Origin of the sequence: Mycolicibacterium novocastrense (assembly GCF_001570485.1) — a bacterium.
GTDB lineage: Bacteria > Actinomycetota > Actinomycetes > Mycobacteriales > Mycobacteriaceae > Mycobacterium > Mycobacterium novocastrense.
Genome location: NZ_BCTA01000028.1, coordinates 1 through 24,897, shown reverse-complemented (window position 1 = coordinate 24,897; position 24,897 = coordinate 1). Strand labels below are relative to the sequence as shown.

The 24,897-nt window shown below is 66.5% G+C and carries 20 protein-coding genes and 1 pseudogene; 13 read left to right on the top strand and 8 right to left on the bottom strand.

Annotated elements, in window-relative coordinates; translation table 11 throughout:
- Window positions 1-45: 45 nt before the first annotated feature.
- Genes RMCN_RS10710 through RMCN_RS10690 form a run of 5 tightly spaced genes read left to right on the top strand, consistent with a single transcriptional unit; the run spans window position 46 to window position 5,839 of the window.
- Window positions 46-1,578 (top strand): ABC transporter substrate-binding protein, encoded by a 1,533-nt coding sequence (locus RMCN_RS10710; RefSeq protein WP_067389016.1) that lies wholly within the window; start codon window positions 46-48, stop codon window positions 1,576-1,578.
- Complete coding sequence (locus RMCN_RS10705; RefSeq protein ID WP_067389014.1) at window positions 1,575-2,543, top strand: ABC transporter permease; 969 nt, start codon at window positions 1,575-1,577, stop codon at window positions 2,541-2,543. Before RMCN_RS10710 ends, RMCN_RS10705 begins: the two co-directional genes overlap by 4 nt.
- Complete coding sequence (locus RMCN_RS10700; RefSeq protein WP_067389012.1) at window positions 2,540-3,430, top strand: ABC transporter permease; 891 nt, start codon at window positions 2,540-2,542, stop codon at window positions 3,428-3,430. Before RMCN_RS10705 ends, RMCN_RS10700 begins: the two co-directional genes overlap by 4 nt.
- A gap of 11 nt (window positions 3,431-3,441) precedes the next feature.
- Window positions 3,442-5,043: a dipeptide ABC transporter ATP-binding protein gene (locus RMCN_RS10695; protein WP_067389454.1), complete on the top strand. Its 1,602-nt coding sequence runs from the start codon at window positions 3,442-3,444 to the stop codon at window positions 5,041-5,043.
- Between the two features lie 55 nt (window positions 5,044-5,098).
- Entirely contained in the window at window positions 5,099-5,839 is a 741-nt protein-coding gene (locus tag RMCN_RS10690; protein ID WP_067389010.1) for an SDR family NAD(P)-dependent oxidoreductase, read from the top strand.
- A 7-nt stretch (window positions 5,840-5,846) separates the two neighbouring features.
- On the opposite strand, the gene RMCN_RS10685 is transcribed toward RMCN_RS10690, so the two are convergent.
- The 3 genes from RMCN_RS10685 to RMCN_RS10675 all read right to left on the bottom strand — a co-directional run bounded on the left by RMCN_RS10685 (window position 5,847) and on the right by RMCN_RS10675 (window position 10,772).
- Window positions 5,847-7,490 (bottom strand): DUF7800 domain-containing protein, encoded by a 1,644-nt coding sequence (locus RMCN_RS10685; RefSeq protein WP_067389007.1) that lies wholly within the window; start codon window positions 7,488-7,490, stop codon window positions 5,847-5,849.
- A 71-nt stretch (window positions 7,491-7,561) separates the two neighbouring features.
- Window positions 7,562-9,223, bottom strand: a complete 1,662-nt coding sequence (locus RMCN_RS10680) for a hypothetical protein (protein WP_067389005.1) — start codon at window positions 9,221-9,223, stop codon at window positions 7,562-7,564.
- A 226-nt stretch (window positions 9,224-9,449) separates the two neighbouring features.
- A complete protein-coding gene (locus RMCN_RS10675) occupies window positions 9,450-10,772 on the bottom strand; it encodes a glycosyltransferase (RefSeq protein WP_067389004.1) in 1,323 nt (440 codons plus the stop codon).
- Between the two features lie 137 nt (window positions 10,773-10,909).
- Between RMCN_RS10675 and RMCN_RS10670 the strand changes: the two genes are divergently transcribed.
- Window positions 10,910-11,482, top strand: a complete 573-nt coding sequence (locus RMCN_RS10670) for a TetR/AcrR family transcriptional regulator (protein ID WP_165604433.1) — start codon at window positions 10,910-10,912, stop codon at window positions 11,480-11,482.
- Between the two features lie 3 nt (window positions 11,483-11,485).
- Here the strand turns inward: RMCN_RS10670 and RMCN_RS10665 are convergent, their stop codons facing one another.
- Window positions 11,486-11,671, bottom strand: coding sequence for a hypothetical protein (locus RMCN_RS10665; RefSeq protein ID WP_067389001.1), 186 nt, complete (start codon window positions 11,669-11,671; stop codon window positions 11,486-11,488).
- 27 nt (window positions 11,672-11,698) lie between these two features.
- Window positions 11,699-12,979: an acyl-CoA dehydrogenase family protein gene (locus tag RMCN_RS10660; protein ID WP_067389000.1), complete on the bottom strand. Its 1,281-nt coding sequence runs from the start codon at window positions 12,977-12,979 to the stop codon at window positions 11,699-11,701.
- Between the two features lie 128 nt (window positions 12,980-13,107).
- Between RMCN_RS10660 and RMCN_RS10655 the strand changes: the two genes are divergently transcribed.
- From RMCN_RS10655 to RMCN_RS31450, 3 genes and pseudogenes are all read left to right on the top strand, one after another.
- Window positions 13,108-13,407: a DUF732 domain-containing protein gene (locus RMCN_RS10655; RefSeq protein ID WP_064414722.1), complete on the top strand. Its 300-nt coding sequence runs from the start codon at window positions 13,108-13,110 to the stop codon at window positions 13,405-13,407.
- A 41-nt stretch (window positions 13,408-13,448) separates the two neighbouring features.
- A pseudogene (locus tag RMCN_RS31455) lies at window positions 13,449-14,375 on the top strand (transglycosylase SLT domain-containing protein); the annotation flags it as partial.
- Entirely contained in the window at window positions 14,358-15,107 is a 750-nt protein-coding gene (locus RMCN_RS31450; RefSeq protein ID WP_234787639.1) for a DUF1460 domain-containing protein, read from the top strand. The pseudogene RMCN_RS31455 and the gene RMCN_RS31450, both read left to right, overlap by 18 nt.
- Before the next feature lie 19 nt (window positions 15,108-15,126).
- Here the strand turns inward: RMCN_RS31450 and RMCN_RS10645 are convergent, their stop codons facing one another.
- The gene (locus tag RMCN_RS10645; RefSeq protein ID WP_110765808.1) at window positions 15,127-15,903 is read right to left on the bottom strand and encodes a class I SAM-dependent methyltransferase; all 777 of its coding nucleotides are present in this window, start codon (window positions 15,901-15,903) and stop codon (window positions 15,127-15,129) included.
- Between the two features lie 374 nt (window positions 15,904-16,277).
- Between RMCN_RS10645 and RMCN_RS10640 the strand changes: the two genes are divergently transcribed.
- Genes RMCN_RS10640 through RMCN_RS10625 form a run of 4 tightly spaced genes read left to right on the top strand, consistent with a single transcriptional unit; the run spans window position 16,278 to window position 19,351 of the window.
- Complete coding sequence (locus RMCN_RS10640; RefSeq protein ID WP_084377370.1) at window positions 16,278-17,645, top strand: argininosuccinate synthase-related protein; 1,368 nt, start codon at window positions 16,278-16,280, stop codon at window positions 17,643-17,645.
- A 2-nt stretch (window positions 17,646-17,647) separates the two neighbouring features.
- Window positions 17,648-18,286, top strand: a complete 639-nt coding sequence (gene nthA, locus RMCN_RS10635) for a nitrile hydratase subunit alpha (RefSeq protein ID WP_067388994.1) — start codon at window positions 17,648-17,650, stop codon at window positions 18,284-18,286.
- Window positions 18,279-18,941 (top strand): nitrile hydratase subunit beta, encoded by a 663-nt coding sequence (gene nthB / locus RMCN_RS10630; protein WP_067388991.1) that lies wholly within the window; start codon window positions 18,279-18,281, stop codon window positions 18,939-18,941. Before nthA ends, nthB begins: the two co-directional genes overlap by 8 nt.
- Window positions 18,938-19,351 carry a nitrile hydratase accessory protein gene (locus tag RMCN_RS10625; protein WP_067388989.1) on the top strand — a complete coding sequence of 138 codons (414 nt, stop codon included), beginning with the start codon at window positions 18,938-18,940 and terminating at the stop codon, window positions 19,349-19,351. Before nthB ends, RMCN_RS10625 begins: the two co-directional genes overlap by 4 nt.
- Here the strand turns inward: RMCN_RS10625 and RMCN_RS10620 are convergent.
- Together RMCN_RS10620 and RMCN_RS10615 are read right to left on the bottom strand one after the other, a co-directional pair.
- Window positions 19,315-20,226, bottom strand: coding sequence for an SAM-dependent methyltransferase (locus tag RMCN_RS10620; RefSeq protein WP_067388987.1), 912 nt, complete (start codon window positions 20,224-20,226; stop codon window positions 19,315-19,317). The genes RMCN_RS10625 and RMCN_RS10620 overlap by 37 nt on opposite strands.
- Window positions 20,227-20,241: 15 nt before the next feature.
- Window positions 20,242-24,897, bottom strand: a 4,656-nt coding sequence (locus tag RMCN_RS10615) for a non-ribosomal peptide synthetase (protein ID WP_131808545.1), incomplete at its 5' end; no start/stop codon positions are given.

Genomic DNA, 24,897 nt, shown 5'->3' with positions numbered 1-24,897 from the left:
TCCCCGGCTCCGGGTTTCGGCGGTCATCGCCGGAGGGGTAGAGGCATGAAACGACTGGTGGAAGTACTGGCCACCGTGGTCGTCACCGCGGTCGTGACGGTGCTGGCCGGGTGCTCCACCGGTCAGGGCGTGGATCTCGGGGATTCGTCGAACAACCTGGTCGCCGCCATCGCCGGTGAACCCGACCAACTGGACCCGCACAAGACCAGCGCGTACTTCTCCTTCGAGGTGCTCGAGAACGTCTTCGACACGCTCGTCGAACCGGATGCCGACCTGGAGATGCGGCCCGCCCTCGCCGAATCGTGGGAGGTCAGCCCGGACCAGCTGGCGTGGACGTTCCATCTGCGGCCGGGCGTGACGTTTCACGACGGCAGCCCGTTCACCGCCGAGGACGTCGTGTTCTCGTATCGGCGCATCATCGACGAGCAGTTGGCCAACGTCGATAAGTTCAGCGCCGTCACCGACGTGCGCGCCGTCGACCCGATGACCGTGGTGATCCAGGTCGAACATCCGACGCCCAACCTGCTGACCAACATCGGCGGGTTCAAGGGCATGGCGATCGTCTCGCGCCGCAACGTCGAAAGCGGTCAGATCGCCACTCACCCGGTGGGCACCGGACCGTTCGCCTTCCGGTCGCAGAAGAGCGGCGACTCCATCATCTTGACCGCGAACAAGGCGTATTGGCGCGGCGCCCCGAAGGTGGGCGGTGTGACGTTCCGGTTCATCTCCGAACCCTCGACCGCGCTGTCGGCGCTGCAGGCCGGTGAGGTCGACTGGACCGACTCCGTCCCGACGCAGCGGGTGGCGCAGCTTCGTGACGACGACTCACTGCATCTGGAGGTGACCGCCAGCAACGACTACTGGTATCTCGCGCTCAACGAGGCGCACGAGCCGTGGAACGACGCGCGGGCACGCCGGGCCGTCGCCTTCGGCATCGACCGCGCCGCCATCGTCGCGGCCACCAGCTACGGCACCGCGGCCGCCAACCAGCTCGCCATCCCCGAAGGCAACCCGTGGTACACCGCCTACGACCGCTACCGCTACGACACCGACACCGCCCGACGGCTTCTCGACGAGGCGGGGGTCGGCGATGTCGATCTCGACATGCTGGTCACCAGCGAATATCCCGAGGCTGTGACCGCAGCGCAGGTGATCGCGGATAACCTTGCGCCGCTGGGCATCACGGTCAACATCCGCACCGTCGACTTCGCCACCTGGCTCGACGAGCAGAACTCCGGCAACTTCGACATGCTGATGATGGGCTGGCTCGGCAACATCGACCCCGACGACTTCTACTACGCCCAGCACCATACGAACGGGACGAGCAACGCCCAGAAGTTCTCCAACCCCGAGGTCGACCGCCTGCTCGACGCGGGGCGCGTCGAGACGGACCGGCAGGCACGTTTGGAGCTGTATCGGCGGGCCGCAACGATCATCGCCGACGAGGTGAGCTACATCTACCTGTACAACCCGTCGGTGATCCAGGCGTGGGTGAGAAATCTGTCGGGCTACGAAGCCCGCCGCGACGGTGCCGTGCGCTTCCGCACGGCGAGCCTGGCCGGAAGCGAAACCTCATGACCGGCTTGCTCACTCACCCGATCGCGCGGTTCTTGGCGCGCCGGTTGGCGTATTCGGCGGTGGTGTTGCTCGGCGTGCTGATCGTGAGTTTCGCGCTGGTGCATCTGGTGCCCGGCGATCCGGTGCGCATCGCGCTGGGAACCCGCTACACACCGCAGGCCTACGAGGCGTTGCGGTCGGCCAGCGGCCTGGACAAACCGATCGTCGAGCAATTCCTGTCCTACATCGGCAACGCGCTGACCGGCGATCTCGGGGTCAGCTTTCGCAACGGAGACCCGGTGACGGTGATTCTGCTCGAAAGACTGCCCGCCACAGTGTCACTGGCGGCGGCCGGAATCGTCATCGCGCTGCTGATCGCCATTCCGGCGGGGATCTGGTCGGCGCTGCGCGAGGGCCGGGTCAGCGACGCGCTCGTGCGGGTGGGCAGCCAGTTCGGGGTGTCGGTCCCCGACTTCTGGATGGGCATACTGCTCATCGCGCTGTTCGCCTCGACGCTGCACTGGCTGCCCACCTCGGGCTACCGGCCGCTGTTCGACGACCCCGTGGGATGGTTGCGCCATCTGATCCTGCCCGCGCTCACCGTCGGCCTGGTGGCGGGCGCGATCTTGACGCGCTACGTGCGCTCGGCGGTGCTCGAGGTCGCCGCGATGGGTTATGTGCGTACCGCGCGCTCGAAAGGGCTTGCGCCGCGGGTGGTCACACTGCGCCACACCGTGCGCAACGCGTTGATCCCGATACTGACCATCACCGGCATCCAGTTGGCCACGATCCTGTCCGGGGTGATCGTCGTCGAGGTGGTGTTCGCCTGGCCGGGTCTGGGCCGGCTCGTCTACAACGCGGTGGCGGGGCGAGACTATGCGGTCATTCAGGGCACGGTGCTGTTGATCGCGGCGCTGTTCCTGTTGATCAACCTGATCGTGGACGTGCTCTACGCCGTCGTCGACCCGAGGATCAGGTTGTCATGACAGCTCCCGCCGGGTCGAGCGGCAGGGTGTCGTCGTTGCGTCTGCTCATGGGCAACCCGGTCACGATGGTCAGCGCCGTCCTGCTCCTGCTGATCGCATTCGTCGCCGTCACCGCCAATTGGATTGCGCCGTACGGGATCAACGACGTCGACGTGCCGAATGCCCTGCAACCGCCCGGCGGGGCGCACTGGTTCGGCACCGACGAACTGGGCCGTGACGTGTTGTCGCGGGTGCTGGTGGCGACGCAGGCATCGATGCGCGTGGCCGTGGTCAGCGTGACGTTCGCCGTGGTGGTCGGTGTGACGGTCGGCGTGCTGGCGGGCTATCGCGGCGGCTGGCTCGACACCGTGTTCATGCGCGTGGTCGACGTGATGTTCGCGTTTCCGGTGCTGCTGCTGGCCCTCGCCGTGGTGGCGATCCTCGGCCCCGGTGTGACGACGACGATCCTGGCGATCGGCATCGTGTACACGCCGATCTTCGCGCGGGTGGCGCGCGCCAGCACCATGAGCGTGCGCGTCGAACCGTTCGTGTCCGTGTCGCGCAGCATGGGCACCGGGCATCTGTACATCCTGGGCCGCCACATCCTGCCCAACATCGCCGGACCGCTGGTGGTGCAGACGTCGCTGTCGCTGGCCTTCGCCATTCTGTCCGAAGCTGCATTGTCTTTCCTGGGGTTGGGTATTCAGCCGCCGCAGCCGTCGCTGGGCCGGATGATCTTCGACTCGCAGGGTTTCGTGACGATGGCCTGGTGGATGGCGGTGTTCCCCGGTGCGGCCATCTTCGTCACGGTGCTCGCATTCAACCTGCTCGGCGACGGTCTGCGCGACGTCCTCGATCCCCGGCAGCGCACGCTCGCCGAAACCCGCCGGAAAGGGATGTCGCAGTGAGCGATCCGGTGATGAGCGTGCGCGACCTGCGGGTCAGCATCGGCAGCCGCGGGATCGTGCACGGGGTGTCGTTCGACGTGCACCGGGGACAGACACTGGGAATCGTGGGCGAATCCGGTTCGGGCAAGTCGATGACCGTGCTGGCCGCGACGGGCCTGCTCGACGCGCCGGGTGCGCGGGTTGCCGGAACCAGCACGCTGACAACCGAATCCGGAAGCACCCAGCTCATCGGCGCCTCGAACCGGGTGTTGCGCAGCGTGCACGGCGGCCGGATCGGGTTCGTGTTCCAGGACCCGGGCACATCGCTGAACCCGCTGTTGACGCTGGAGCGGCAGATCACCGAATCGCTGGAGGCGCACCGGCGGATGACCCGACAGCAGGCGCGCGGCCGGGCGCTCGAACTGCTCGAGGCGGTCGGGCTGCCGGACCCAGAATCGCGATTGCGCGCCTATCCGCATCAGCTGTCCGGCGGGCAGAAGCAGCGCGTCATGATCGCGATCGCGATGGCATGCGACCCCGCGCTGCTGATCGCCGACGAACCGACAACCGCCCTCGATGTGACCACTCAGGCGCAGATCGTCGACCTGGTCGCCGAACTGCAGCGCGACTTCGGCACCGCGGTGGTGTGGATCAGCCACGACCTCGGCGTGATCGGCCAGGTGGCCCAGGACGTGACGGTGCTGCGCGGCGGCGAAGCGGTCGAGCAGGCCTCGGTCACCGACGTTTTCGACCGGCCTCGCCACGAGTACACCCGAGAACTGCTCGCCGCGCGACCGCTCATCGGGCGTCCAGGCCCACCGCCGGTGCCCGATGCGCCGGTGCTGTTAAATGTCGACGGTCTCGACGTGCGGTTCGAGGTCAGCACGCCGGTCGGCAAGTCGACCGTGCACGCCGTCAAGGATCTGTCGTTCCAGATCCGCCGGGGCACCACCCTGGGCCTGGTCGGCGAATCGGGTTCGGGTAAGTCGACCGTGGCGTCCGCACTCACCGGCCTGGTGCGGCCCGACGCGGGCACCGCGACACTCTCCGACGCCGACGTGTTCGGGGTGCGCGGGTCGGCGGAGAAGGCGTTGCGCAGGCGGATCGGCCTGGTGTTCCAGGACCCGTTCTCGTCGGTGAACCCGCGCGCCCGGGTCGGCGCGGCGATCGCCGAACCGCTGATCGTGCACCGGCTCGCAAAGGGTCGGCGTGCCCGCGCGGCCCGGGTGGGCGAACTGCTCGACCTCGTCGGCCTGCCAACGTCGTTCGCGTCGCGCTACCCGCACGAGTTGTCGGGTGGTGAACGTCAGCGGGTGAGTATCGCCCGCGCGCTGGCCGGCGAGCCCGAGTTGCTGATCCTCGACGAAGCGACTGCGGCCCTGGATGTTTCGGTACAGGCCAAGGTTCTCGACCTGCTGGCCCGGCTACAACGCGACCTGGGACTGACCTACCTGTTCATCGCCCACGACCTCGCGATCGTCCAGCAGGTCAGCCACGACGTGCTGGTGATGCGCGACGGTATTGCGGTCGAGTACCGGCCGGCCGCCGAATTGTTCGCCTCACCCCGCGACGACTACACCCGCGCGCTGTTGGCCGCCGTACCCCCGGAACGCCCACGCGTCTGGGCCCCGTAGGGCCCCGCGGGCAGGTGCCCCCACTCCCCTCGCCGCAGCGTGAGAAGGTCATGCCATGACGCAACTGAGCGGCAAGGTCGCATTGGTGACGGGTGCCTCGGCGGGTTTGGGCGCCGCTGTCGCGCAACTGTTCGCGGAACGGGGTGCGACGGTCTTCGGCATCGCCCGCGACGGCGAGCGGATGGCGGAGGTGTTCGAGGCCGTGCCCGGGGGTCGCTTCGCGCCGGTGGACGTGACGTTCTCGGCGGCGTGCAGTGAGGCCGTCGCCCGGTGCGTGGAGGAATTCGGCCGTCTCGACGTCCTGGTGAATGTGGCGGGCTTTCACCAGATGCGGCACACCACCGCGGTCACCGACGACGAGTGGGAGCGCGACCTGGCGGTGAACCTGTACGGGCCGTTCTACCTCTGTCGCGCCGCGCTGCCGCACCTTGTGGAGAGCGGCGGCAACATCGTCAACGTCTCGTCGATCGCGGGTGTGGAAGGCGAGGTGTACTCGGCCGGATACTGCGCCGCCAAACATGGTCTCGTGGGGCTGACGCGCGCGCTGGCCGTCGAGTACACGAAGGAGAAGGTCCGCGTGAACGCGGTCTGCCCCGGTGGGATGCCGACCGCGCAGACCACCGAGTTCTCCGCGCCCGACAACGCCGACTGGGACCTCATCATGCGCATCGCCTCGCCGCGCGGGTTCATGGACACCGTCGACGTCGCCAAGACCATCGCGTTCCTCGCCAGCGACGACGCTGCGGCGATCCACGGTGCGGTCTACCGTGTCGACAACGGCAAGGGCGCCGGCTGAGGCGGTTTCAGAGCAACTTGTGCTCGATGACGGTGGTCAGGTGCGGTTTGCGCCAGCCGCCGGTGACCTTCTCGATCCGTACGCCCATCTCCCCGCCCGCGATCTCCAGCGTCCCGACCTGATTGCGGAAATGCGGCTCGGATACGGGCCGCCATCGGAGCCGCGCCTTGGGCACTTTCGTGGTCTTCACCAGCGCCTTGCCGACGGCCTCGACGAAGCCGGTGTGGCCGAGCCGCAGGACGACTCGTTCGACCGCGGACGGCTCTTTGCGCAGTCCCGAACACACCACCTGCCAGACCTTGGTGCCCAGCTTGGTCGCCTCGTCGGGCACCTCGACCTCGGACACCCAGCAGTGGTGTACGTCGCCACCGAACAGCACCACCGAGTCGGGGGCGGGACCTCGCCGTCCGCTCGCCACATCGATGAGCAGATCCTCGAAGCGCCGGAAACTTTCCTGGAAGCAGGCCCAGTGGTCGAGGTTGGCCGTGATGCGGACCTTCTCCCCGAGCCCGGTGAGCCATCGTCCCCAGGCGCCGTCGCCGACGGCCTCCGACCACGCTTCGATGTGGTGCATTCCGTAGGGCAGCAGGATCGGCAGCGAGCTGGCGAACAGCAGGTGCTGATAGTTCCCGTCGGCGTTGGCGGTGATCCAGTCCCATTCCTCGTCGGTGGTGATCCGGCGCTGTCCGGGTTTGAGCTGGCGGCCGGTGCGGGCGTCGGCGACGATCAGCCGCGCCGCACCGAGATCGCGACACATGCTGAAATGGGATGTGCCGTCGTCCTTTTCGGCTATCTCAGCGAGTTCGCGAATCGGTTCCGAACCCTGCCTGGTCTCGGTGACGCGCTGGAACGTCTGGTCCTTGGCCAGTTCGTCGGGCGACATGTTGCCGAGGTGCTGGTAGATCCAGTACGCCATCAGCCCGCCGATGATCCGGGTCTGGTACCAGTCGGTCTGTCGCTTCTCGTCGAGCCAGGCCTGCGAGGTGTTCCACTTGTCGTTGATCTCGTGGTCGTCGAACATCATCGACGTCGGAATGGTCGAGAGCATCCACCGCACGACGGGATCGCACCAGGCGTCCCAGTAGCCGATGCAGTACTCCTCGAAGTCCTCGAGCACCTCGACCGGGCCGTTGGCGTGGACCTCGCGGTCGGCGACCAGATCTTTGATGGTGTCGTTCACCTGGTCGGCGTAGAGCTGGTCACCCATCATCAGCAGGGCGTCGGGCCACAGCGCCGACGGCTGGCGCAGCATCCGCATCCCGTAGGTGCGCAGCACGTCGATGCCCTTGCCCTTGGGGTGCCACCAGTGCTGATAGGTGTAGGGCGGGTGATGCGGGGCCGACGCGCGGCAGGACCCGAACAGCAGCCGCAGCGAGCCGTCCCGCGGCATCAACCTGATCCGCGGTTGCGGATACTCATATCCCTTTGGCGGCCAGGCCTTTTCCCCGTCGAGGTGCACTTCATAGGGGTGCTCGCTCTCGGGGTCGAGGTCGGTCACGCAGACGATCGCGAAATGGTGACCTTCGACCTCGAAGGTGTCCGCGTGGCTGCCCAGGACCTCGACGACGCACGCCTTGTCCGTCTCGACCCACACGGTCGCGTCGGTTTTGCCGACGTGACGAAGCAGCGGACCCACGCGAACCTCGGGCATCGCACCATCATGCACCCTTGTTGACGGCGGCGTAATGGCGGCGACGACCTTTCCGGTGCGCGGGTGGCCCCTCAGTGTTCGGGCCGCCGACGGCCGAGGAAGAACGCCAGGCCGATGGCACCGAACCCGAGCGTGCCGATCACACCCGCGGACACCATCAGGAAGATGTCGCGGCCGGTCAGACCGCCGGTCGACGCCTCGTCGGCAGCCAGCCGCAACCGGTAGTCGCCGGGCAGGGGGGCCTCGGCGGGTTCGCTCAGGCCCGGGAACTGCTGGGTCTTGCGGACCTCGAATTGGCGCTCACCGCTTGCGGTTTGGGTCCATTCGCCCCACACCGGGGTCGCGCCGTCGAGCAGCACCTTGTGCCCGCCGTAGACCCGGTCCTCACCGACGTCGACGATCTGACGCACGCGGAACGGCTCGTAACGGGCGTTGGAGTAGTTCACCAACACCGGCACGTTGTCGTAGCGCAGGACGGGCGGCGGAGGCGGCGGCAACGGCAGGCCGGCGCCGGGGAAGTAGCCGCCGCCGAGGAAGGTGCCGACCGCGATGTTGGACACCGCCTGCGCGACGTTGGCGGCCGCCACCACCGGGCTGAGCACCGCCGCGGTGAAGCTGTAGGCGGCGAACTGGGCCGCTTCGAGCACCAGGCGGGACAGCGGGGGGATGTAGGCGATGCGTGGGCGCATGTCGTAGACGTAGACGATGCGCACCGGTGCCCGGAACGGGTTCATCAGGACCGGGCGGTAGAACTCGTCGTACTCGATCCACTCGGGTCGCCACTGACGCACGTTGCTGACCAGCTCGAAGTCGCGGTCACGCTTGGCCTCGAACTCGACCTTCGCGCTCGCGCTGGCCTCGGCGCCGTTCAGGCCGAGAGTCATGTCGACCGACTGCTTGAACGCGGCCACGTCCTGCTCGGGCGCGGGCGCAGGCTCCGGTTCGAAGACCGGCTTCGCGTTGCGTGCGAGTTGAACGTCCTCGGCGGGCGCTTCGAGGGTTTCGGGCGCCAGCGTCTCGATCTCCTTGGCGGCGTTCTCGATCGACACGGTCGGGGTGTCGGATTCCGAACTGCTCTCCTCGTCGGCGGTGGTCTCCGCCGCGGTCTTGGCGCTCGATGTCGGCGATTCGGTATCCGAAGCCGGCGCGACCGCTGCGGACGACGCGGTGGACTGGCCCGGTTCGGCCGGTTCGGCCGGTTCGCTGGTTTCGGGCTTGGTCGCCGGAGCAGCGCCGGTGGTGCTCGGCGCAGCCGAGGTCGCGGGGGTCCGCTCGGCGGGAGTCGACGGCGGCGGGGCGCTCGGAGTCGACGGCTCTGCCGTCTGGACCGCCGTGCTGGTCTTCGGCGGGGCCACGGTCCGGGGCGCGGGCTCCGGCTCGATGGCGGGCTCCGGCTCGACGGCCGGCTCCGGCTCGACGGCCGGCACCTGCGTCTGCGGCGCTTGCGTCTGCGGCGCCTGCGTCTGCGGCGCTTGCGTCTGAGGTGCGACCTGGGTGGCCGGTGCTTGCGGCTGCGGAGCCGAGGTCGGCTGCTCGACGGTCACCTCCGGCTCCGGAGCGCTGACCCTGGGTTCCGGCGCGACCGTCGTCACGACGTCGTCGGAATCCGGCTGCGCGACCGCAGGCGCGAGCCCGGCCGTCAGCGCGGTCAGGGAGATCACGGCTCCCGACGCGACAACGGCGATACCTCGTCTCCGGACATCCCTGCGAAAATCATCCAGCGGAGCACCCATCGTGCCTCCACTCCCTTCTCTGCCTGGTTTGGCGCGTGAACGCCATGCGACAACGGTTCGTCGCTGAGACGGAAGCGAGCACCCCGAGGCACTCCCCCGACGCTTCGACCTCACAAGAAACATCGCTGGGTCGGCGCGGGCGTTACAGGCACAGGCTCCCGCCCGTGCGCTTTCAGCGAACGCTGTCCATCGCCTGCCCGAGTGGCTCGGGCATGCTCGGCGAACCTCAGGAAGTGGGCGCCACAGGAGGGCTTAGGTGCCCGGAATGCGGGGCCTGCCGAGACACCAGATCATCGACGACCGCCGCCACTTCGGCAAAGCCCGGGGAGGCGGCCATGTCGGCCGCGATGCGTGCACTGGCATCTCGGTATCGCGGCTCGTCGAGCACGCGCAGGATCTCCCGGCGCAGCGCGCGCGGGGTCGGCCGTTCGCTTCTGATCCGCCGCCCGACACCAGACCATTGCACCCGGGCACCCACCTCGGGCTTGTCTTCCTTGCCGCCGGTGGCGACGACCGGCACGCCGTAGCGCAACGCGTACTGCACGCCGCCGTAACCGCCGTTGGTGACGAAAACCGCGGTGCGCGGGAGTAATTCGTCGTACGGCAGGTACTCGGCGGCGCGCGCGTTGGCGGGCAGTGGCGGAAGGGTGTCGACGGGGCGCCCACCCGTGGCCACCACGACAAGAACGTCCTCATCGGCGAGCGCCCGCAACGTCGGGCCTATCGGCTGGTCGTAATCGGTATTGGCGACCGTGCCCTGCGTGACGTGCACGACCCGCCGGGTCCCGTCCAGGTCGGACCACCACGTCGGCAGCGCCGCCTGTGAACCCGTGGCCGACAGCGGCCCTGCGAAGCGCAGCGTCGGGGGCGCGTCGGTGATCGGATATTCAAAGGACGGCACCGTGAAGTGAATGAGCGCGTCGGCCCTCCGGCCCCAGTTCGGGTACCTGACCGGCATATCCGTTCCGTGCACTTCGCGATGCAGGTCGTTGACCACTCCGTTGGCGCCCTTGAGGATTCGCCGGTGCACAACCGCCAGCGCGGCGTTGCGGCCCCGGTTCAGGTAACGCGCGGGCGGCAGCCCCAACCCGAACGGCGCGATGTCGCGGCTCTCGATGCAGAGCGGGATCACACAGCACATCACCACCGCGGGGCGCGCCGAACGCGGAAGCCCGAGAAGAAGGGCGACGCCGACGAAGGCGGGATCGGCGAACACGACGTCGGCGGCTTGGTCGGCCAGCGTGGCGGTCAACGACTCGTACTGACCTTTGGCCGGCCGGGCGAAGACATGCTCGACGTCGAAGGCGATGGCGCGGACCCCCTTGAGTCGCGCGCGCTCCGGGAACTGCTCCGAAAGGGGCCGCTCGTCGATGTCCGCCTCGGCGGGCAGTGCGACGAATCGAGCTCCGGTAGCGCGCACCTTCTCAGCGAAGCCGGAGCCGGTGATGAAGCGAACGTCGTCACCCCGTTCAACGAAATTCCTGGCCAGCGTCAGAAGCGGCGTGACGTGTCCCTGCGCCGGAAAGCCGGCGATGATGATCGATGCCATTGCGGGCCCCCGCCCATCGGAAAATTCGATCCAGTGAGCTAGTATTCATTACTGTGTCACCCAAGTCAATATCCCGCAGTCGCTCGTATCGTTCCGAATTGCGCAGGCAACAGGCGCAGGCGACCAGGGAGCGAATCGTGGCGGCCGCTGCGAAACTGTTCGCCGCGCAGGGGTACGCGCGCACGACATTGGCCAAGATTGCGTCGGACGCCGGGGTCTCCACGGAGACCGTGCAGTCGCAGGGACCCAAAGCTGCGTTGCTGATCGCCGCCATCGAGTACGCGGCGTTCGGCGTAGCCGGCGAGGACAACATCCTCAATCTCGACGTCGGCCGCAGGATCGTCGAGACCGAGGATTTCGACGAGGCGGTCGACGCCGTCATCGCCGCACAGATGGATGTGCATGAACGAGCGGCCGAACTCGCGACCGCACTCATCGGCGGCGCGAACGCCGACCCCGAGTTGGACCGTTACCTCGGCGAACTCATCGCCAGCGTCACCAGGCAGATCGGACGGATCCTCGAGCGCTTCGGGGACCGCGGCTGGCTCCGCACCGATGTCCCGTTCGAAGAACTACTCGAGACGGCGGCAGTGCTGGGCAGCGTCGAGACGTTTCGGCGGGTCACCCACCGCGACGGCTGGAGTGTCGAGGCTTACCGGCTGTGGTGTCGGCGACTGCTCATCGAAACGGTGTTCCGCAAACCCGCGTGACCGTCAGGGCTTGCGGCGGAGTCCGCCGACGGCCAGTGCGATGCCGATCAGCGCGATGATCGGGCCGAGGATCGACCAGGTGGTGGTGTTGCTCATCGGGCTGCCGCCGACCACGCCGAAACCCTGGAGGGTGAACAGCAGGCCGAATAACGCGACGATCACTCCGAGCAGGGCGATGGCGAACCGCATGCCTTCACCCTAGGCGAGCACCCGCGGTCAGCGGCGCCGCGACAGATATTTCTGATACGCCTCGGCGGCGGCCGCAAGCTCAGGGCGCGCGTCGAGGACGGGTTGCATCTTCTGGCGCGCCTGCTCGCGCTTGTAGGGCAGGAACTCGGTCGGGAAATCGCCTTCGTGGGGTTCGTAGTCGCGCAGCACGCGGCGCGCGACGGTCGCCTTGTGCACCTCGTCGACGCCGTCGGCGATACCCATCGTCGGAGCCGCGGCGTACATCGCCTGGATCGGGGTGAGGTCGGTGGTGCCGAGTGATCCGAGGATGTGCAGCGCGTTGAACGACACCTCCCGCAGGACCTTGGCCATCGTGAACTTCACCGCGGCGATCTCGGTGCGGGCCTCCTGCGTCGAGGTGTTGTCGATCTTCCACGCCGTCTCGAGGACGAACAGGCGCAGCATCTTGATCATCGCGTAGGACTCGGCGATCTTCTCCTGCACCATCTGGTGTTCGGAGATGACCTTGCCGTGCGATTCGCGGCTCAGTGCGCGCTCGCACATCATGTCGAACGCCAGGTTGCACTGCGCGATCGTGCGCATCGCGTGATGGATGCGACCGCCGCCAAGACGCCTCTGCGCCAACACTTTTGCGCCGTTCTCCGGGCCCAGCAGATGATCGAGCGGCACCCGAACGTCGCGGTACTTGATGTGGTTGTGGTTGCGCGGCTCGGGCATGATCTCCACGCCCGGCGTGTTGCGCGGGACGACGAACATCCCGTTGGTGCACATCACGAACAGGATGTCGGCGACGCGACCGGCCGAGGTGAACCACTTCTCGCCGTTGATCACCCATTCGTCGCCGTCGCGCACGGCGTGGGTCTTGAAGAGGTTGGGGTCGCTGCCGCCCTGCGGTTCGGTCATCGAGTAGGCCGAGAACATGTCCTGGTTGAGCAGCGGTTTGAGCCACCGCTCCTTTTGTTCCTCGGTGCCGTACGCGGCGAGCATCTCCATGTTGCCCGTGTCCGGTGCCGACGCGCCGAACATGTGGGGGGCGCCGGCATAACGACCGATGACCTCGTTGAGCAGGCCGAGCTTGAGCTGTCCGAAGCCGGGGCCGCCGAGGTCCTTGTCGAGGAAGATCGCCCACAGACCCTGGTCCTTGACCTCCTGCTGGAGCTCGCGGACGTAAGCCTTGACCGCCGGATCGGGTGAGCGCACCGCGTACGGGAAGACGTGGTCGAGAGGCTCGACCTTCTCTTCACAGAACTGCCTGACCCAGTCGAGCTTGGACTGAAATTCCGGTTCGGTGCTGAAATCCCACGCCATGTCGAGAGTCTGTCACCACGCCGGTGACACCAGCTATCCCGGTCTTGATAACGCCGCAATCTCGATCTGCGTGCGATCCTGCGTGCCGGGAGCCAAATCGGGTAGTCGAGCGCTAGGAAGGACGTGACATGACTACGCGCGCGCTCACAGCGCTTTCGATGGCAGTGGTGGGCCTGATGATGGCGGCACCGCACGCTGCCGCATCGCCCGAGGACGACCTCTGCCGCAGCATCACCTCGGTGGGATACACGGGCGACTGCACCACACTGACCACCCTCGCCCGGGACGCGTGCGCGCAGTTCGCGCGCGGCGCCGACTCGACCGCGGTGGCCGAGAAGTTGGACATCGCGACGAAGGACGAAACGCTGTCGAACTTCATCGTGGCCGGGGCTCGGCTGTACCTCTGCCCCGAGCCCAAGCAAGCGTGATCCACCGGCGGGTTGGGCGGCGGCGCTAGACTCCGACGGCAATGAATGCCGGTACACGGCGCCGCGACGCCGCCAGGATCGCGGCGGCCGCGAGCGTCGGGATGATCTTGTTCGTCGTCATCGGGTGCTCGGATTCAGGGAAGCAGGAAGCACCTCCCGCGACGTCAGCGGCGCCCGCTGCCGCGGCCCCGCCACCCGCAGCCGAGCCGCCTCGCCGAGAGTTGGCCTCGGATCCACTGCGCATCGCCGATGATCTGGTCGCCGACGAACGAGCGCTGCGGGATCCGTCGTCGAGCGAGGCGCTGACGAACGCGGCGGCGCAGCGCCAGCAGCTGGCGTACCGAGCCATCGGACGACACCCCGACTGGGACCCGATCGTGCGTCCGCGGATTCCGCCGGAGCTGGTGACGATCTACGACCACAATGTCCACGCGCGACGTGAACTCGGCGTGATGAGCCGGCCGAAGGACACGCTGCCCGCGTGGCGGATCGTTGCGCCCACGCCGGTGGACGAGCTGATGAGCCACTACCGCGAGGCGGAATCCGAGTTCGGTGTGCCCTGGCAGTATCTGGCGGCGATCAATCTCGTCGAGACCGCCTTCGGACGCGTCGCAGGGGTGAGCACGGCCGGTGCGCAAGGACCGATGCAGTTCATGCCCTCGACATTCGCCGCCTTCGGCGCAGGCGGGGATATCCACTCGCCTCGTGACAGCATCATGGCGGCGGGACGTTACCTGTCTGCCAACGGTTTCACACGAGACCCCGACTACGCGCTGTACCGCTACAACAACTCGAACAACTACGTGCGGGCGATCCACGACTACGCAGCGGTCATGGCCGCCGACCCTGCCGGCTTCGACACCTATCACCGGTGGGAGGTCTACTACCTGTCCACCGCCGGCGACGTGTTGCTGCCGGTGGGCTACGCCGAGGCGACTCCCATCCTGGCCGTGAATTACCTTGCCTCAACGGAGAAGCCGGCCCCCGACGTACAGGTCTCAGAGCAGAACACGCAAATCCTCGAGCGGCTGCTGGCGGTCAGAAACGGTGCCGCACCCCCGGAACGCGCTGAGGTCATCTCACGCGCATTTCTCGGAACCCCTTATGGCGCACACACTCTCGTCGGATCCGCGGATGAGCCCGAGCAGCTGGTGGTCGAACTGTCGAAGGTCGACTGCTTCACCTATGCGGACTACGTCGAGGCTTTGAAGCGGGCGGGCAGCCGCGAGGAGTTCATCGCCGCGCTGCGCGAGGTCCGCTACAAGGACGGCGTCGTGGACTTCGCGAACCGGAAACACTTCTTCACCGAATGGGCGGCGGCGACGCCGGCGGTCGCGACCGATATCACTGCCAGCTTGAGCGCCAACGTGATTCATGTTCAGAAGAACTTGAACCAGAAGGACTCCGGCGGCGTGTACCTGCCCGGTTTGCCGGTCGTGCCCCGGACGGTGTCCTACATACCGAGCGCGCAGTTCGACGACGCCGTGGTGGGCGGACTGCGAACCGGGGACTACATCGGAGCGTATGCCGAAGACGGCGGCCTCGACGTCACGCACGTCGGCGTGTACGTGGACACCCCGCACGGACCGGTATTCCGCAACGCCTCATCGCTTCCGGGTGACGACAAGGTCGTCGACACCCCGCTGTTCGATTACGTACGGACCGTTCCTGGGGTGGTGGTTCTGCGCCCGGTGCAGTAGGGATCGGAAGGGGGGCTTCTCAGCCAGCCCGGCGGGCCCGACTGGCCACGACGGTCGTCGTGCCGAAGGGGCCGCTGCGGAACTCGAGGGTGATTGCGGGGTCGGCATAGCGGGCGATCGCACGCAGCGCCGACGGGCTGTAAGAACGAAGCGAACTGATCACCCCATCGTGTGCCAACGGATTCAGCGCGGTGAGGGGTAGCGCCGGCGACAGCACCGCGACATGGATCGGGGATCGCCACCTGCGGAGGTCGATGATCAGCATCTTCGTGGCGGCCCGGGTGCCTTCTGCGAACACCCGAGCGGCCTGTTCGGGCGGCAGGTGATGCAACGACAACGCAAACACGGCAAGGTCGTAGGACCCGTCCGGGGCGTCGATAGCGGTCGCATCCATCTCGCGCACCGTGGCACGCGGATGGCTACCGAGGTCGGCGGCGGCGATCGCCACGAACGCAGGGTCGATGTCGGTGACTGTCACGTGAGCACCGGGGTGATCCCGGAGCAATTGCCGTGACAGCCCGCCGAGGCCGCACCCGAGCTCGAGGATCTTGGGTGCCGGGATCTCGGCAACTTCTCGAAGCGCCGATCGAGCGCACATCTTGTACGTACCGACGTACCGTCGCCGCCCTCTGCGGTCCAGCGCTTCGATGACCTTCCGCTTGAGATCATCGACGTCGTTGCGGTCCAAATACTCCAACCGGTCGGTCTGCAGTCGCCGGTCCAGCCACGAGGCATCCGGCCCGCCCCTGGGCATGTTCTCGATATCGGCGGTTGGCGCGCCCATGTCGATCATCATGAACGACTCGCCCGTCGTTCAACGTCGAATGGCCCAACATCGAAGGGCAAACCCCCTCCCCGGCGCGAATTCACTGCAGCGTCGGCACGGGCATCCTCCCGAATAGTTTGCGTTCGAAATATCCTGTGCGCGAGCCGGGATGCTGAAACACCGCCTTCCCATTCGATCGGCTTCATCCAGCCACCGACGGTGTCCGTTTCCGGGCATGTTCCCTGCTGGCGGTGTTAGCCTGACCCGGTCGGGAGGACGCGAAAGCTGCGCCGGATTCGCGCCTGCTGACTTGCCGGGTGCGCCGTTGAGTATGCCTCGGCCGAACGATCGGCAATGCGGTTCCAGCAGTGGATCCCATCGCCCGCGTGATCGGGGTTCGAATCATGGGATCTGACGGCACACAGAAGAGGAAGATCCGGTCCTTCTCGGATATCGAGGCGGTGTGCCACCGCAATGACACCATCGTGACATTGTGCGGTGGTGGACTGGACAGCGCTTACCTGTTGGCCCAGCTGGCCAAACTCGACACGCGCGTTTTTGCACTGTCGGTCGATCTCGGCGACGACTTCGATATCGGACGTTTTTCGTGCATCGCCGACAAGTTCGATGTGCGAATCACTCGTCTCGATTGCAGACACGAATTCGTCGAAGAGTTCGTACAGCCGGCGATTCTCGCCGGCGGCAGATATCTCGGTCAACATCCGGTCAGTGCATCTCTGTCGCGACCGTTGATCGCCAGAGTCGGCGTGGAGTTCGCGCGATCGGTCGGCGCCAGGTGCCTGCTGCACACAGCCAACCAGTCGCAGAACAGCCTACGAAGGCTCAACGGCGCGATCTCAGATCTGGGTTTCGAAGGTCACTTCGGATCGCCCTACGAACTCGACGCGTTGTCGCGCGACTTCAAGCGCGTGGAGCTTCAGGAGACGTTCGGTGTCGGCGGGTTTGCCGACCGGTTCTTGAGCACTGACACCAACCTGTGGTGCCGGGAGTTCGAAAGCGGAACCCTCGACGACCCCGAAGAATTCGAAGTCGATCGACATCTGTACCAATGGTCTGTGGTATCGGACGCGCCGAGCCGCATGATATCGCTGGGCTTTGAGCGCGGGCGCCTCGTGGCAGTGGATGGCCAACCGGTCACCAACGCCGTCGAATCGATTTCGAACCTCAACACGAGCGTCGGCCAGTACGGTATCGGGCGGTTCTGCAGTCTGGAGCATCTGGAAAGCGGCGAGAAGGTACTCGAGGTCCGCGAGGCCCCTGCGGCGGCGCTCGTCCTCGAGGGATTCGCACAACTGGCCTCAGCGACAGTCGAAGTGGACACGCTGCGCTGGATCCGCTCCGCCGGCGAGGCCCTGATCGTGGAAGCCGTCGAGGGTCGATGGTTCCGCGGCCTCCGTCAGGCCTTGCAGTCCTTCCTCGAAGTGAGTGCTCGAGCCGTCAGCGGAGAGGTGCGGTTCACCCTTCGCACAGGAGGATTCGACCTCGAGGGATTCAAAGCCGTTTCACCCCTTTATATTCGAGATCGCGAGCAGTGGGAGTACCGCAAAGCAGCTGCGGCGAGGTCGGCCGCGGCGGTCCCGGGCGACGGCCTACCCCGTGCTGAATCGGAGATTCGCCTCGATGGCGAGAAAGGCCTGCACGTCCGCGAATACCTACCGCACGATGCTTCTGCGCAGCGCTCGTCACCGCGAGACCATTGCAGCGAGCGGGCCGAGGCTTCGATCTCGAATACACCTCGGCTGATCGACTGAGCATGCCGTTGCGCGCCGACGACACGGGTGCCGACGCCGGTCACAGCGAGATCGGTGACATGGACCTTCGGGTGCGGGCACTGCAAAGCGTCCTGGTTGAGAAAGGGTACGTCGAACCTGCCGCACTCGACGAACTCATCGAGACCTACGAAACACGCATCGGCCCTCGCAACGGTGCTCGCGTGGTGGCCCGTGCCTGGATCGATCCGACCTATCGCGACTGGCTGCTGAGCGACGCCACTGCCGCGATCGCGTGGCTGGGTTACATGGGACGGCAGAGCGAACACATGGTCGCCGTGGAGAACACGCCTGCACACCACAACCTGGTCGTCTGCACGCTGTGCAGTTGCTACCCGTGGGCGGTGTTGGGGCTTCCCCCCACCTGGTACAAGAGCGCGCCGTACCGGTCACGTGCGGTGCGCGACCCCCGCGGCGTGCTTGCCGAGTTCGGGGTGACCCTGCCGCTGCAGACGCAGATCCGGGTATGGGATTCGACCGCCGAAGTGCGTTATCTCGTGGTGCCGATGCGACCGGCCGGAAGTGAGGACCTGGACGAAGATCATCTCGCCGCCTTGGTGACTCGCGATTCGATGATCGGCACAGGTCTGGCCCGCCAACCGGGATCGGTGTCGCGTGCCTGAGGAGTACGTCAACCATGCCGATATCGGTGGCCGACTTCGGCACGGTCCCATCGAGGTCGGGTCGGGACGCGAGATGTGGCGGGCGGCCTGGGAGCCGCGGGTGTTCGCACTACAACTGTCAATGGGTGCCGCCGGAGTGTGGAACCTCGACATGACACGCGCTGCGAGGGAGACACTGCCGGACTACGCGCAACGCAGCTATTACGAGGTGTGGTTCGCAGCGTTGGTCAATCAGCTCCGGGAACGCGACCTCATCTCACCCGATGAATTGGCCAGCGGCCGATCCATGAATGCGCCGCCTGCGTTGCCCCGCATTCTGCGTGCGGGCGACGTGCGAACGGTGCAGGCGCGCGGGGCGCCCACCGAGCGGTTCGCAACGAGCGGTCCGCGGTTCGCAGTCGGCCAGCGCGTGCGCACGACGGCCGCGGCGGCTCCCCATCACACCAGGCTCCCCGGGTATGCGCGGGGCAAGAGTGGTGTGATCGAGCAGGTGCACGGGGTGCACGTGTTCGCCGACACGAACGCGAGTGGTCAGGGCGAACAACCGCGGTGGCTCTACGGCGTGGTGTTCTGCGGTACAGAGTTGTGGCCGGACGCCGAGCCCACTTTGACGGTGTCCATCGACGCGTGGGAACCGTATCTGGAGGCAGGGTGACCACCAACGAATGGCCATCGGAAACCACAGGCATCGACGAGCGGGTATTCGCTGAGCCCTGGCAGGCGAGGGCTTTCGCGATCGTGGTCCTACTGCATGAACGTGGTTTGTACAGCTGGACCGAGTGGAGCGAGGCACTGGCCGCCCGCATCGAAAGCGGTTGCCCAGACGGCCTTTCCGGCCTCGACGGCTCCTATTACCACCATTGGCTGGATGCCCTCGAAGACCTGCTGACGCGCAGGGGAATCGACCCCGGCGAGACCGAACGCTGGCGTGATGCGTGGCGACACGCGGCAAGGCGCACACCGCACGGCAATCCGATCGAGGTGCATGCCGCCGATTTCGGCGCCTCGCCTCCCGCGCGCCACGGCGCCTACCCCGGGGGCTTGCGGGCCGAGACGACCACGTAATCGGCGATCCCGAGTCCCCGCTCCCACATCTGCACGCCACGGCACTGCGCGCGGTCGTCCTCTGACACTTCGACGACCACCTCACGCATGCCCTTCCTCTCCTCGATTCGCTGGCGCGCATATTCCGCCATCGCGGGGTACACGTCTCCCCTGATCGACTCCACGAGCACATCGTCGAAGCCCGCGGCCGCCAACCGCCGCGGATACTCCTCACGGTCATAAAAATTGGCCTCGGGATAATGTCCGCACTTACGGCCGAATCTGGTCGATCGGCTGGATTTCTGGCCCGGCATCGGGAGCATGTCGGTGAGCGCGATGGCGCCTCCCGGTTTGAGGACTCGCAACGCCTCCCGCAGGAACTCATCGCGGGTGTCGAAGTGAAACGCGGATTCCAGGGCCACCACCTTGTCGAACGATTCGTCGGCGAATTCCATTGCGGTAGCGGAGCCGAGGCGAATGTCGATCCGGTCCTCGAGTCCACGCTTGGCGACGGCTTCTGTGCCTTTGTCGACGTGGACAGGCGTGATGTCGATGCTGGTGATATGAGAGACGTCGAAACGATCGAGCAGAACGAAGTCCTGCTCACCGAACCCCGCGCCGACGTCGAGGACGCTGTCGCCAGGCCGCAGTCCCGCACGCGCGCCCAATAGTTCGACCATCGCGACACAGGCGTCGGGATAGGTGCGTGCGGATTTCCAGTAGCCGAGGTTGAGCCACAACGGCTTGGAGCTGTCGGCGTATCCCCCACTCATGAAGTCGATGACGTCGTCGCCGAGCATCGTGTAGTAGGCCGCGGCATCCTTCTGCCGGACCAGGGTGACGGAGTGGACGGCCGTCAAGAACCCCCAGTAGATCGAAAGGGCGAGTCGACGCATGTGGTCCTCCTGGGGCTAAAGCAGTCCGAGCCGCTGCAAGTCGGTGACGTATTTGGTGATGATCGGCGCCGAGATGTGCGGAATGTCCGCGATGCCCTCGTGGAGCGAGAACTCCGCCGCCTGTACCGCGGCACGAAACCGGTCAGTGGGTGCGAAAGCCCCGCGGGTCGGTTCGGGCAGCTCGAACTGATCCGACGGACGCGACCGCAACATGTTCAGTACCGAGTGCTCCCGCTGCTGATCCGGCAGCTCACTGAGTGCGGTTTCGAACCGCCTCACCCACTCCGTGAAGTCACCGATGCGCTGGATCGGGTAACCGGCCTCGATCAGCCAGTCGACGTACTCGTCGGGTCCGATGCCGTCATCGTGCGGGTTCATCACGTGATAGGTCTCGAATCCGTCGATGAGCGGGGCACCCAGCGACACGATCGCCTTGGCGACGAAATCCACTGGCAACGCGTCGAAGTGGGCACGTTGACGCTTACCCTCCGCGTCGAGCGGAAAGAACGAGCCGGGTGCGATGCCGGTGGCGACCAGGCTCAGCACCATCCGGGTGACCGTGTCCGACACGTTGAGCTGACCCCCGTAAGTGGGCTCGGCCAAGATGACGTCACACCGGAACACCCCGACCGGCAGCCCGCACAGATCGTGGGCTTCGCTCAGCAGCACCTCACCCGCCCATTTGCTTGTGGCGTAGCCGTTTCCGTAGCTGCCATCGATGACACGGGTGGGGCTGATGAGGCGGATGTCGGCATCCTCGGTGAAGACTGAGGGATCGATCTGCGTTCTCACATCGGCGGTCGAGACGAAACTGTAGGACTTGAGTCTGGTGGTGAGGGCGAATCGAATCAGCTCGGCGGTACCCACCACGTTGGGCCCGAACAGCTCGCTGTAGGGCAGAACCCCGTTGACCAGAGCCGCGGGATCGACGATTCGGTCGACGGTCTCGGCGAGACACTCCCAGAGCTCGTCGTCCAGTCCGAGGCGGGCCTCGCTCTTGTCGCCGGCGATGACCTCCAGGTGGTCGGTGGCCAACGACTGGAAGTGTTGCAGCAGAACGGGATCACCGCTGTCGAAGGTCTTCTCCAGACGGGCCCGCGCGTCGGCGTCGGATTCGCCTCGCACAAGACAGATCAGCGTGCCGTCGATCGCCGCCATCCGCTCCAGCCACTGCAAGGTCAGGTAACGCCCGAGGAATCCGGTGGCGCCGGTGAGCAGCACTGTCCTGGCGTCGGCGCGGGGGCCCGGCAGCGTCGGCGCCGCGGTCAGGGTTGCGGTATCGATGAAACTGGCGAGCTTGAGATCCGCGGCGCGGACCTCGGTGCAATCACGGCCGTGTATGGCTGTATACAGCGCTCTGACACCGGTCTTCTGGTCGGTCTTGTGCCTGTCGAGTTGGGCGCACAAGCCGCTTACAGACGGAGCGTCGAAGAGGACGGGCACCGGAAGGTCGGCATCGAATGCCGTGTTCACACTGGCGATCAGGCGCATCGCGGAAAGCGAGTCACCCCCGAGGTCGAAGAACGAGTCGTCGACGCCGACCCGGTCCAGCCCCAGAATGCCGGCGTAGATACCGGCCAACGTCTCCTCCATCGGACCGGTCGGCGCGCGATACCCGCCGGCGGTGTACTGCGGTGCAGGCAACGCGCGTTGGTCGAGTTTGCCGTTGACCGTCAGAGGCAGCGTCGTCACCGCGACGACGGCGGCCGGCACCATGTAGGGCGGTAGCCGTTTCGCGAGCGCGCTGCGCGCCCCGGGCAGGTCCACTGAGCCCGTCGCAGTCTCGATGACGTAGCCGACGAGGCGTCGGTCACCGGGGCGGTCTTCCCGGACGGTCACGACCGCCTGCTCGACACCCTCCAGCGCGGCCAACGCGGCCCGCACCTCACCGAGTTCGATGCGGTAACCGCGGATCTTGACCTGCTCGTCGATACGTCCCACGAACTGTAGTTGCCCGTCCGTGCGCCATCGCACGAGATCTCCCGTGCGATACATCCGTTGGCCGGGTGCCCCGTCGCCGACGAACGGGCATGCCACGAACCGTGAGGCGGTCAAACCGGCCCGGCGCCAATACCCGCAGCCCACTCCGGCACCGGCCACATACAGTTCCCCGACGGACCCGACCGGCACCGGCCGCAGCCACCCGTCCAGGACGAAAAACGCCGATCCCCCCACCGGCGAGCCGATCGGCGGCACTCCCGACCCCACCGCCAGCGGCGCGCTCATGGACGTATACACGGTCGTCTCGGTGGGACCGTACGAGTGGACCATCACCCGCCCGGACGCCCACCGATCCACCACCTCGGCGGGGCAGACCTCGCTGGCGGCCACCAACGTCACCCCGTCGAGCCCCCGCGGCGACATCATCGCGACCGCCGACGGCGTCAGGAGCAGCACGCTGACGTCTTCGGCCACGAGTAGGGCGCGCAGGTCCTCGGGTGAGCGGCTCACCGACTCGGGCACCACGACGAGCCGCCCACCACGTAGCAGAGCACCCCACATCTCCCACGCCGATACATCGAAGGCCAGCGAATGCCATTGTGACCACACCTGTTCGGGCGCAAGCCACTGGTCCAGCGACCTCAGCAACTGGGTCAGATTGTGATGGGTGATGGCCACCCCCTTGGGTGCACCGGTCGTCCCGGAGGTGTACATCAGGTAGGCGACATCGTCGGCGTTCGGTGTCGGCAGATTCGTTGCCGGATAGGTTTCGAGGTGAGGAGCGTCGACATCGATGACCGTGACGTCGTACTCGCCCAGCCGGTCGGCGAGCCCGGCGCTGGTGATCGCGGCGACCGGCCGCGCATCGGCGAGCATGAAACCGATGCGGGCCGCCGGCAGCGCCGGGTCGATCGGGAGATAGGCGGCCCCCGTTTTGAGCACCGCCGCAATCGCGGTGACCGCTTGCAGGGAACGAGAGAGCAGCAGCGCCACACATTCGCCTGGGCCCGCACCCTGATCGACGAGCAGGTGCGCTAGCCGGTTGGCTGCTTCATCGAGTTCGCGATAAGTCAGTGAGCAGCCCTCGAAAGTGACTGCCACCTCCTCGGGCGTTTTCGCCACCTGCACAGCGAATGCCGCCGGGATCGACACGTGCGTCGCCGGCGGCTGAGTCAACACCGCGCGATGGCCGATCTGATCCAATCGGGTGTGCTCGACATCGTCGAGTACGTCCACCGACGAAACACACTGGCGCGGATCGGTCGTCATCGCAACCATCACCCGCTGGAAACGCTGGATCAACGCCTGGATACGTTCGCGATCGAAGACGTCTGTGTCGAATTCGAAGCGAAGGCCCAGTCGAGGACCGGGGCTGGCTTGCACCGTCAGTGGGTAGTGGTTGTATTCGCGGCTGGCGAACTCGGTGACGGCCAACCCGTCGGCATCGGAGAGGGCTGCAGTGTCGATGGGGTAGTTCTCGTACACGAACACTGTGTCGAAAAGCTGGTCGTGACCGGCGATCCGGTGGATCTCGGGTAGCGCCAAGTGCTGATGTTCGAGTGTGTCCTTGTGGGCGCCGTGCATGTGCTCGATCAGGTCCGTGATGGAGGCCTGCGCGGTGATGGGGGCCCGCACCGGAACGCTGTTGATCAGCAGGCCCACCATCGACTCCGCACCTGGCAGTTCGACGGGGCGACCCGAGACCACCGTGCCGAAGGCGACATCGTTCTGGCCGGTGAGCCACATCAGTAGTTGGGCCCATGCGGCTTGCAGCACGATGTTGGTGGTGGTGTGGTGGGACCGTGCCAATTCGCTGATGTCGCGGGTGATTTCGGCCGGTATCTGGAAGGTTTCGACGGCGCGGGGCCCGAGCCTGGACCGGTCGGGCGAGCCGACCAATGTGGGGGTGTCAAACCCGGTGAACACCTCGAGCCACGCCGCGCGCGCAGCGTCGCGATCCCGCTCGGCCAACCAGGTGACGTACCTGCGATACGACCCCGGTGCGCCGAGCCACTGCCCGTGATAGGCGGCGAACACTTCGCCGAGAAGGATCGGCAGCGACCAGCCGTCCATCACGATGTGGTGGTACGTCAGCACCAAACGGTGCCGATCGTGTGCGGTGCGGATCAAAGCGGCACGAACGGCGGGCGGATGCGCCAGGTCGCCAACCGCAGCGCGTTCCTCGGCGCAGATCTGCTCGATCTGCTCCGTATGCTCATGACGAGCGGTTTGCGCTGCCGCCAAATCGACGTGGCGCCAGGCCATGACGGGATCGGCGGGGATGATCTGCACCGGCTCCCCGGACTGCGCCCAGAAGCGGGCCGCCAGATGAGGGTGGCGTTTGACCACGGTGTGCATCGCCTCGCGTAACCGATGGTCGTCCAGCCGACCACTCAGCGTGATGTCCAGCTGCATCGCGTAAACATCGTCGCCGCCACCATGTGTGGCGACGGCGTGGAAGAACAATCCCTGCTGTAACGGCGTCAGCGGCAGGATGTCGGCGATGTCGTAGCGCTGTGCGAGGTCGTCGATCTGGTACTGGGTCAACCGGGCCGGTGCGATGTCGGAGGGGGTGAGGCCGCCGCCGCCTGCGTGGACGTGGGTGCAGATGCCGGTGAGGGCTTGGAACCAGAGTTGGTTGAGTCGGTGGATGTGTTCGGGGGTCAGTGTTGAGGGTGCCCATGTCCAGTGGGCGTGTAGTTGTGGTCCGGTGCTGGTGTCGGTGGTGGC